General features: G+C 58.7%; 8 protein-coding genes and 1 pseudogene. 8 read left to right on the top strand and 1 reads right to left on the bottom strand.

Annotation, left to right across the window (positions count from 1 at the left end):
- Positions 1–225 precede the first annotated feature (225 nt).
- The 6 genes and pseudogenes from dibA (at position 226) to AC1DH9_RS23950 (ending at position 6271) form a co-directional block, all read left to right on the top strand.
- A complete protein-coding gene (gene dibA / locus AC1DH9_RS23925) occupies positions 226–2145 on the top strand; it encodes a phosphodiesterase DibA (protein WP_477808894.1) in 1920 nt (639 codons plus the stop codon).
- 202 nt (positions 2146–2347) lie between these two features.
- Complete coding sequence (gene oscA / locus AC1DH9_RS23930) at positions 2348–2530, top strand: sulfur starvation response protein OscA (protein ID WP_007941032.1); 183 nt, start codon at positions 2348–2350, stop codon at positions 2528–2530.
- Between the two features lie 145 nt (positions 2531–2675).
- Positions 2676–3689, top strand: a complete 1014-nt coding sequence (locus AC1DH9_RS23935; RefSeq protein ID WP_427543466.1) for a sulfate ABC transporter substrate-binding protein — start codon at positions 2676–2678, stop codon at positions 3687–3689.
- Positions 3690–3844: 155 nt separating this feature from the next.
- Positions 3845–4392 (top strand): annotated as a pseudogene (locus tag AC1DH9_RS23940) (ABC transporter permease).
- A 13-nt stretch (positions 4393–4405) separates the two neighbouring features.
- Complete coding sequence (cysW, locus tag AC1DH9_RS23945) at positions 4406–5278, top strand: sulfate ABC transporter permease subunit CysW (RefSeq protein ID WP_427543463.1); 873 nt, start codon at positions 4406–4408, stop codon at positions 5276–5278.
- A gap of 3 nt (positions 5279–5281) precedes the next feature.
- Positions 5282–6271, top strand: a complete 990-nt coding sequence (locus AC1DH9_RS23950) for a sulfate/molybdate ABC transporter ATP-binding protein (RefSeq protein WP_054595059.1) — start codon at positions 5282–5284, stop codon at positions 6269–6271.
- A gap of 116 nt (positions 6272–6387) precedes the next feature.
- On the opposite strand, the gene AC1DH9_RS23955 is transcribed toward AC1DH9_RS23950, so the two are convergent.
- The gene (locus tag AC1DH9_RS23955) at positions 6388–6912 is read right to left on the bottom strand and encodes an Mpo1 family 2-hydroxy fatty acid dioxygenase (RefSeq protein WP_427543459.1); all 525 of its coding nucleotides are present in this window, start codon (positions 6910–6912) and stop codon (positions 6388–6390) included.
- A gap of 85 nt (positions 6913–6997) precedes the next feature.
- Here AC1DH9_RS23955 and AC1DH9_RS23960 point away from each other — a divergent pair, with 85 nt between their 5' ends.
- Positions 6998–7684 (top strand): Crp/Fnr family transcriptional regulator, encoded by a 687-nt coding sequence (locus tag AC1DH9_RS23960; protein ID WP_427543456.1) that lies wholly within the window; start codon positions 6998–7000, stop codon positions 7682–7684.
- 88 nt (positions 7685–7772) lie between these two features.
- Complete coding sequence (locus AC1DH9_RS23965; protein ID WP_427543453.1) at positions 7773–8138, top strand: response regulator; 366 nt, start codon at positions 7773–7775, stop codon at positions 8136–8138.
- The last annotated feature ends 129 nt before the right edge of the window (positions 8139–8267 follow it).

Raw genomic sequence — 8267 nt, forward strand, 5'->3', positions numbered from 1 at the left:
ATGGTGATGTGGGTCATTAACAGGGTGACTGCCACCAGTTGCCAGGGCGACAAGCCGAGTAAACCTTCGTACCACATAGGCTGTATGGCCCTCGATAAAGAAAAAAACAGCTGGCGCATTATCACTCAGCACACAGATAAAACCAGTCGCGCTTTCAGATATGAGTGGCGGGATGTTTCTTTAATCTATAATTCCAACCTTTTTTGTAAGGCCATGGACGACCGAATGTCTGCTTCTTATCGCGATGCCTTGCGTGCAGCGCTGCTCTACCTGGTGTTTTCTGTCGTTTGGCTGAAATTCACTGGTTATTTATTAACCAATTTATTCGATGAATCTRCTGATCTTCAGCGATGGCAACTGATCAACGGTTATGTCTGGGTGGTGCTTAGCGCGGGATTTGTCTTCATTGCCCGAGCGCATTTGCTGTGTTTTCTCGGGATCGGCGCCAAATTGCGCCACCGTCACGAAGATCGCACTCGATTGCGCCAGGCGCAGGCGGTGTTCGATTGCACCCGTGAAGGGGTGTTGGTCACTGATCGCCAGAGGGTGATCGTCCATGTCAATCGGGCCTTTATGGACATCACCGGTTATCAGGCCGAAGAGGTGTTGGGCCAGAGTCCCAGCCTGTTCAAGTCCGGCCATCATCCGCCGGATTTCTATCAAGCAATGTTCGAGAGTCTGAAACGCACCCGTGAATGGAGCGGCGAGATCTGGAACCGGCGCAAAAGCGGTGAAATTTATCCGCAATGGCAGACCATCCGGGTCATTCACGATGACCACGGTCAGCCCAGCCACTATGTGGCGGTGTTTTCCGATATCAGCGCGATCAAGAATTCCGAGCACGAACTCGCGCATCTGGCGCACCACGACCCGCTGACCGACCTGCCCAATCGCCTGCTGTTCAGCGACCGCGTCGAGCAGGCGCTGGCGTCGGCACAGATCCACAAGCGTGGGTGTGCGTTGCTGATGATCGATCTGGACCATTTCAAGATGATCAACGACAGCCTCGGGCATAACGTTGGCGATCAATTGCTCAAAGCRGTGGCGGTGCGCCTGCAAGGCCTGTTTGGCCCCGGTTTTACGCTGGCGCGTTTGGGCGGCGACGAGTTTGCCGTGCTGGCCGAGCACTGTCCGCAAGTGGTGCAGGCGGCCGCGTTGGCACAGCGGATCATTGAGGGTCTGAAAGAGCCGTTTGTCATCGCTGCTCACCCGTTGTTCATCAACGCCAGTGTCGGTATCAGCCTGTTCCCCAGCGACGCGCTGAGCGCCGAACAATTGCTGCGCAATGCCGATTCGGCGTTGTTCAAGGCCAAGAACTCGGGTCGCGACGGTTATGCCTTGTACACCGAGGAGTTGACCGCCCACGCCCAGCACCGGGTCGAGATGGCCTTCGAATTGCGTCGCGCGCTGGAGCAGCAGGAATTGCGGGTGTACTACCAGCCGGTGCACGACCTCAAAACCAGCCAGTTGATCGGTGTTGAAGCGCTGGTTCGCTGGCAACATCCGCAGCGCGGGTTGGTGCCGCCGGGTGAGTTCATTCCGATTGCCGAACGCACCGGGTTGATCGCCGAGATTGACGCCTGGGTGATGCAAGAAGCCTGTCAGCAGATGTGTGCCTGGCAGAACGCCGGGGTGGTGTTGTCATTTATTGCGGTGAACGTTTCTACCCGCCTGTTTGCCCGGCGTGAACTGTTTGAGCGGGTTGCCCAGGTGCTGCACGACACGGGACTGGACCCGGCGTGCCTGGAACTGGAAGTGACCGAAAGCGCGGTGATGGAGGATCCGGAAGTCGCGCTGGAACAAATGCATCGTCTGCGTGAACTGGGCGTGCGGCTGGCCATTGATGACTTTGGTACCGGTTATTCGTCGCTGCTGCGACTCAAGCGTCTGCCAGTGCAGAAACTCAAGATCGACCAGGGATTTGTCGCCGGCTTGCCGTTAGATGAGGACGATGCGGCGATTGCTCGAGTGATCATCGCCCTTGCACAAAGCATGGGCATGCAGGTGCACGCCGAAGGCATCGAGCAGGTCGAGCAGGCGGCGTTTTTGCTCGAGCAGGGTTGTGATCTGGGCCAGGGTTACTGGTTTGGCCGACCGATGCCGGCGCACGAACTGGACTGGGCACGGGCGCCCGTCATTCGTTAAACATCAAAAGATCGCAGGCTGCGATCTTTTGATCTTCGGCGCTCAACCTCCGCGCAACCCCTTGCTACGTCAAATAATGTCTTTAGGTTATATAAACATTCTTAAATAGTATTTTTAAGAATATCTGCGCCTATCTACTATTGCCCTCACGCCGTAAGCAGTGCCGCCACTGCCAGGCACATCTCATTGAAGGAGCAGCACCATGAGCGCATCTCTACGTAGCGTTGACGGCCAGGACGAAGCCACCATTTTGCGCGAGATCCAGAGCGCATTGCGCGATCTGCGCTTTGGGGCAGTGGAGATCACCGTGCACAACGCGCAGGTGGTTCAGATCGAACGCAAAGAGAAATTCCGTTTGCAGAATCCGGGCAACAAGCCGAGCTAAAGCACAGATCAAAAGATCGCAGGCTCCGCCAGCTCCTACGGGGGGATTGGTGTAGGCGCTGGCGAAGGCTGCGATCTTTGAACCGGCAACCCGATTCCGGAAAACCATAAGAACAGCCAACACAAAAGAATTCAGGAGCTGCACCATGTCGTCGATTCGCCGTTACGCTTTGGCCGCTCTGGCCAGCGCCATTTTTGCCGGTTCCGCGGTTGCCAAGGATTATGAACTGCTCAACGTGTCGTACGACCCGACCCGTGAGCTGTATCAGGACTACAACGCCGAGTTCATCAACTTCTGGAAGAAAGACCACGCTGGCGACAACGTGAAGATCCAGCAATCTCACGGTGGTTCGGGCAAACAGGGCCGGGCGGTGATTGATGGTCTGCGGGCCGATGTGGTGACCCTGGCCCTGGCCGGTGACATCGACGAAATTGCCAAACTCGGCAAGACCCTGCCGGCCGACTGGCAAAAACGCCTGCCGGACGCCAGCACGCCGTATACCTCGACCATCGTGTTCCTGGTGCGCAAGGGCAATCCCAAAGGCATCAAGGACTGGGGCGACCTGACAAAAAACGGTGTTGAAGTCATCACCCCGAACCCGAAAACTTCCGGCGGTGCGCGCTGGAATTTCCTCGCCGCCTGGGCCTATGGCCTGAAAGCCAACGGCGGTAACGAAACCAAGGCCAAAGAGTACGTGCAGACCCTGTTCAAGCACGTCCCGGTACTCGACACTGGTGCTCGCGGTTCGACCATTACCTTCGTCAACAACGGCCAGGGTGATGTGTTGCTGGCCTGGGAAAACGAAGCCTTCCTGGCGCTGAAAGAACAGGGCGGCGCTGACAAGTTCGACATCGTCGTGCCTTCGCTGTCGATCCTCGCCGAACCGCCGGTCGCAGTCGTCGACAAGAACGCCGAGAAGAAGGGCAACGAGCAAATCGCCGAAGCCTACCTCAAGCACTTGTACAGCCCGGCGGGTCAGGAAATTGCTGCGAAAAACTTCTACCGCCCGCGTGACAAGGACGTGGCTGCCAAGTACGCCAAACAGTTCCCGACCCTGGAGCTGGTGACCATCGACAAGGATTTCGGTGGCTGGAAATCCGCCCAACCGAAATTCTTCAATGACGGTGGCGTGTTCGACCAGATCTATCAGGCGCAGTAACCTGACTCACCACTAGCCTGATGCTCAGGCACATATCTGTGGGAGCGAGCCTGCTCGCGAAGAGGGGGATATCAGTCAACATTCATGTCGTCTGATACTCCGCTTTCGCGAGCAGGCTCGCTCCCACATTGATGCGTTCTCAACCAGGGACTTTTATGTCGCGTCGTATCTCCCCCGTCATACCCGGCTTCGGGCTGACGCTGGGCTACACCTTGGTGTACCTCAGTCTGATTGTGCTCATACCTTTGGCGGCGATGTTCGTGCATGCCGCTCAACTCACCTGGGATCAGTTCTGGGCAATCATCTCGGCGCCACGGGTGCTGGCGGCATTGAAGCTCAGTTTCGGCACCGCGCTGTATGCCGCGATCATCAATGGCATCATCGGCACGTTGCTGGCCTGGGTGCTGGTGCGTTACACCTTCCCGGGACGCAAGATCATCGACGCGATGATCGATCTGCCGTTTGCATTGCCGACGGCCGTGGCCGGTATTGCACTGACCGCGCTGTACACGCCGACCGGTCTGGTCGGGCAGTTCGCGGCGGACCTGGGGTTCAAGATCGCCTACACCCGCTGCTGATCATGGTCAAGCTCGACCAATACGATTACACCGGCGCTACCTCCATTGGCGTGCTGATGCTGGTGGTTTCCTTCGTCCTGTTGCTGCTGATCAACTTGTTGCAGCGGCGCATCGAAACCCCATAAGGAGGCGCGAAAAATGTCCCAATCGTCTATTGCCGCCGCGTCTTCGGCCAACGCAGCCCGTCGTGGCAGCGCCGTTTCTCGGCGGATTCTGATCGGTCTCGGCTGGCTGATTTTTGTGCTGTTCCTGTTGCTGCCGCTGTTCATCGTGGTGTCCCAGGGCCTGAAGCTTGGTCTTGGTGCGTTCTTCACCGCGATCTTTGAACCGGATGCTCTGTCGGCCCTGAAACTGACCGTCATTGCGGTGTTGATTTCGGTGCCGTTGAACCTGGTGTTCGGCGTCAGCGCGGCCTGGTGCGTGAGCAAATACTCGTTCCGTGGCAAGAGCATGCTGGTGACCCTGATCGACTTGCCGTTCTCGGTGTCGCCGGTGATCGCCGGTCTGGTTTACGTGCTGATGTTCGGTGCCCAAGGGATTTTTGGCCCATGGCTGCAGGACCACGATATCCAGATCGTCTTCGCCCTGCCGGGCATCGTGCTGGCGACGATTTTCGTCACCGTGCCGTTTGTTGCGCGTGAGCTGATCCCGCTGATGCAGGAGCAGGGCACGCAAGAAGAGGAAGCCGCGCGGCTGCTGGGTGCCAACGGTTGGCAGATGTTCTGGCACGTGACGGTGCCGAACATCAAGTGGGGCCTGATCTATGGCGTGGTGCTGTGTACCGCGCGGGCGATGGGTGAATTTGGTGCGGTGTCAGTGGTATCCGGGCACATTCGCGGGGTGACCAACACCCTGCCGCTGCACGTCGAGATCCTCTACAACGAATACAACCATGTCGCCGCGTTTGCCGTTGCGAGCCTGTTGCTGATCCTGGCGCTCTTCATCCTGCTGCTCAAGCAGTGGAGCGAAAACCGTATTAACCGCCTGCGCGCCAGCGCCGCGGAGGAATAACTCATGTCGATCGAAGTCCGTAACGTCAGCAAGAACTTCAACGCGTTCAAGGCGCTGAACAGTATCAACCTGGACATCCAGAGCGGCGAGCTGGTGGCCTTGCTCGGCCCGTCCGGCTGCGGCAAAACCACTTTGCTGCGGATCATCGCCGGCCTGGAAACCCCGGACGCCGGTAGCATCGTGTTCCATGGCGAAGACGTCTCCGGCCACGACGTGCGTGATCGCAACGTCGGTTTCGTGTTTCAACACTACGCCTTGTTTCGCCACATGACGGTGTTCGACAACGTTGCGTTCGGCCTGCGCATGAAACCGAAAAACCAGCGTCCGAGCGAAAGCCAGATCGCGGTCAAAGTCCATGAGCTGCTGAACATGGTGCAACTGGATTGGCTGTCGGATCGCTACCCGGAACAACTCTCTGGTGGTCAGCGTCAGCGCATCGCCTTGGCCCGTGCCTTGGCGGTCGAGCCGAAAGTCTTGCTGCTCGACGAACCCTTTGGCGCGCTGGATGCCAAGGTCCGTAAAGAACTGCGACGCTGGCTGGCGCGGTTGCACGAAGACATCAACCTGACCTCGGTGTTCGTGACCCACGACCAGGAAGAGGCGATGGAAGTGGCCGACCGCATCGTGGTGATGAACAAGGGGGTGATCGAGCAGATCGGTTCACCGGGCGACGTCTACGAAAACCCGGCCAGCGATTTCGTCTACCACTTCCTCGGTGATTCGAACCGTCTGCACCTGGGCGACGACAATCACGTGCTGTTCCGCCCTCATGAAGTGTCGCTGTCGCGCACCGAGCTTGCGGATCACCACGCGGCGCAAGTACGTGATATCCGCCCGCTGGGTGCGACCACCCGCATCACCTTGAAGGTCGAAGGTCAGAGCGAACTGATCGAAGCGGAAGTGGTGAAGGATCACGACAGCCTGACCGGGCTGGCCAAGGGCGAGACGCTGTTCTTCAAGCCCAAGGTCTGGCAGAAAGTCGCCAACCTCTAAAAGCATCGTCGGAACGCCGCCCGGAGCAGGCTCGCTCCCACAATGGACCGGTGCTGACCACAAATCCTGTGGTCAACCGAAAACCCTGTGGGAGCGAGCCTGCTCGTGATGGCGTCCTACGCCGCAGCACGTTTCCGATTGATCCGCACTCCACCAGCCCGCGCCTCGATCTGCTCTTTCAGCTCACGCCGCAACCCCAGCAAAAACGCCAATTCCGCCACCACAAACAACGGCCCGACGATCAATCCCGTCACATCATCGACAAACGCCGGCTTGCGTCCTTCGTAGTGATGGCCGACAAACTGGATCGCCCAGCCGACCACAAACATCGCGATGCCACTGCTCAACCAGAGCAAGGTGCTGTGCGCCGCGAGAATCTGGCCTAGCCAAACGGACAGGCCCAGCAGCACCGTCATCACCACGCCAAGGCGTACTTCAAGGCGCAAATAGAACCACGCCGACGCCAGCGCCAATAGCACCGCAGGAGACAGCCAGAGCCCGGCCACCGGCCATCCTGGCCGTGACAGCAACACCGCGACGGCGACCACGATCAGCGGAATGCCAATGAAGTGGCTGGCGATGTTGCGCGGGTCACGGTGGTACGCGGCGTATTGACTGAGGTGGTCAACGAGGCTTTTCATTGTTATTCCTCCTGTAGGGATCTCGATCATGCCCTGCGGTCCGTCGTTGCTCTGTCAGCCAGACGACAATCATCTTGGAGTTTTCATGGATATGCAGGCCTGGCGGTCACGCCTGATGAAGGGGCAATGGTTCAGCCATTTGCCGCCCTTGTTACAGGATAGTCTGCTGTCCCTGGCCCGCGTGCGGCGGTTGTCGCCGGGGCAACGGCTGTTCAAGCGCGGCGATCCGCCGTGTGGTCTGTACGCGGTGCTCGAAGGTGCGATGCGCGTGGGCGCCGTGAGCGAGCAGGGCAAGGAAGCGTTGTTGAGCCTGATCGAGCCGCCGCACTGGTTCGGTGAAATCAGTCTGTTCGATGGCCAGCCACGCACCCACGACGCCTATGGCGTGGGCCACTGCATTCTGTTGCACATACCGCAGGCAGCGCTGCTCGGTATGCTCGAAGAACAGCCACACTATTGGCGACAGCTGGCCTTGCTGATGAGCCATAAATTGCGCCTGACGTTCATCAATCTCGAACAGCTTACCTTGCTGCCGGCCCCGGCCCGCGTRGCGCACCGCTTGCTGATGATCGCCGACGGCTACGGTGAAATCGAACCGGCACGGCGTACCTTGCAGCTGCCGCAGGAGCAGTTGGCGTTGTTGCTTTCGCTGTCGCGTCAGACCACCAACCAGATCCTCAAGGACCTGGAGGGCCAGGGCATTCTCAGCCTGAGTTATGGCGAAATCGAGATCCTCGATGCAGGGCGGTTGCGGGCGATGGCGAGCGTCTGAGTCGGCCGTCTCATCCGAAATAACCGTTAGTGATGGGCTTTGTGCACCAAGGCGCCTAGCCTGTGGTGATGATTATTCGAGGTGTGCCATGCGTTTGCTGTTAGTGGAAGACGAACCCGAGACCGCGAAGCTTCTGGCCCGGGGCCTGAGCGAAGCCGGTTATGCGGTGGATGTGGCGGACAACGGCATGGCCGGGCGACGCTTCATCGAAGCGGGTGAGTACGATCTGATCATTCTTGATGTGATGTTGCCCGGCCTCAACGGCTGGCAGCTGTTGCAACAGATCCGCCAGCTCGGTGCAACGCCGGTGCTGTTCCTGACCACCACGGATGGCATTGAAGACCGGCTGCGCGGGTTGGAGCTGCATGAGGATGACTACCTGCTCAAACCGTTCGCCGTGCGTGAGTTGGTGGCGCGGGTGCGCAAGTTGCTGCGTCGTGATCGGGGGCGCTGAGAGAGCGATGGTTTTCTAGTGCCTGTTCAATTGCTATCGCGAGCAGGCTCGCTCCCACAAAGTTGACGCTATTCCTGTGGGAGCGAGCCTGCTCGCGATGAGGCCGGCAAAAGCGGCGCAAGTCCCGAC

It is taken from the genome of Pseudomonas sp. 05T35, from assembly GCF_056396605.1.

Coding starts and splice junctions, on each gene's coding strand:
- AC1DH9_RS23965 (WP_427543453.1), top strand. CDS start 7,773: ATGCGTTTGCTGTTAGTGGAAGACGAACCCGAGACCGCGAAGCTTCTG.
- AC1DH9_RS23935 (WP_427543466.1), top strand. CDS start 2,676: ATGTCGTCGATTCGCCGTTACGCTTTGGCCGCTCTGGCCAGCGCCATT.
- AC1DH9_RS23950 (WP_054595059.1), top strand. CDS start 5,282: ATGTCGATCGAAGTCCGTAACGTCAGCAAGAACTTCAACGCGTTCAAG.
- oscA (WP_007941032.1), top strand. CDS start 2,348: ATGAGCGCATCTCTACGTAGCGTTGACGGCCAGGACGAAGCCACCATT.
- AC1DH9_RS23955 (WP_427543459.1), bottom strand. CDS start 6,912: ATGAAAAGCCTCGTTGACCACCTCAGTCAATACGCCGCGTACCACCGT.
- cysW (WP_427543463.1), top strand. CDS start 4,406: ATGTCCCAATCGTCTATTGCCGCCGCGTCTTCGGCCAACGCAGCCCGT.